Consider the following 1,228-nt stretch of genomic DNA (forward strand, 5'->3'; position numbering starts at 1 on the left):
ATTTTCGCTACCGGCGGGGTATGTTTCACCGCCTCTTTACCGTAGCGATCGACAAAATATTCGCCCTGGAAGGCCATCCGGTGCTGCACCGCAATACCGCCCCCCAGCGCCTTCACCCGCTCAATGTTACGCTCGGTAATGGTCTCGGCATGATCGAAGAACCAGTGCAGGCCATTAAACGGGATATCGCGGTTCACCTTCTCAAACACGTCCAGCATTCGGCTGATAGACTCGTCGTAGGTGGCATGCAGGCGGAACGGCCAGCGATGCTCCACCAGATGGCGCACCACCCGCTCCAGCTCATCCTCCATGCCTTGCGGCAGATCCGGCCGCGGCTGCAGGAAATCTTCAAAATCCGCCGCCGAGAACACCAGCATCTCGCCGGCGCCGTTGGCGCGATAGAAGTCGGTCCCCTGCCCCGGCTTCAGCATATCGGTCCAGCGTTCGAAGTCCTCCAGCTCCTGCTTCGGCCGCTGGGTAAACAGGTTGTAGGCGATGCGCACGGTCATCTGATCTTTCGCGTGCAGCTGTTCGATAATTTCGTAATCTTCCGGATAGTTCTGGAAGCCGCCCCCGGCGTCGATGGCGCTGGTCAGCCCCAGTCGGTTCAGCTCGCGCATAAACTGACGGGTAGAGTTCACCTGCAGATCCAGCGGCAGCTTCGGCCCTTTGGCCAGCGTAGCGTAAAGGATCATGGCGTTCGGTTTGGCGATCAGCATCCCGGTCGGGTTGCCGCGGCTATCGCGGACGATCTCTCCGCCCACCGGATCCGGCGTCTCTTTGGTATACCCCACGGCTTTCAGCGCCGCGCGGTTCAGCAGCGCGCGATCGTAGAGATGCAGCACAAACACCGGCGTATCGGGCGCCGCGTCGTTCAGCTCTTCCAGGGTCGGCATCCGCCGCTCAGCGAACTGAAATTCGCTCCAGCCGCCGACCACCCGCACCCACTGCGGAGACGGTGTGCGATCCGCCTGATCCTTAAGCATTCGCAGGGCATCGGCCAGCGAGGGAACGCCCTCCCAGCGGAGCTCAAGGTTGTAGTTCAACCCGCCGCGGATCAGGTGCAGGTGAGAATCGTTGAGGCCCGGGATCACCGTATGCCCTTTGAGATCGACGATTTGCGTCCCCTCGGCGGCAAAGCTCATGATCCGATCGTGGCTTCCGGTAGCAACAATTTTTCCGTCGGCGATGGCCACGGCTTCCGCCAGGGGATTCGCGCGATCGAGGG

At 61.4% G+C, this 1,228-nt stretch carries 1 protein-coding gene; it reads right to left on the reverse strand.

The genetic code is table 11. The features are described 5' to 3' along the window. Positions 1 to 1,228, reverse strand: a 1,228-nt coding sequence (locus tag AACG97_RS00225; RefSeq protein WP_338463236.1) for an amidohydrolase, incomplete at both ends; no start/stop codon positions are given.

Source organism: Pseudomonas sp. Nvir (assembly GCF_963778085.1).
Taxonomy (GTDB): domain Bacteria; phylum Pseudomonadota; class Gammaproteobacteria; order Pseudomonadales; family Pseudomonadaceae; genus Aquipseudomonas; species Aquipseudomonas juntendi.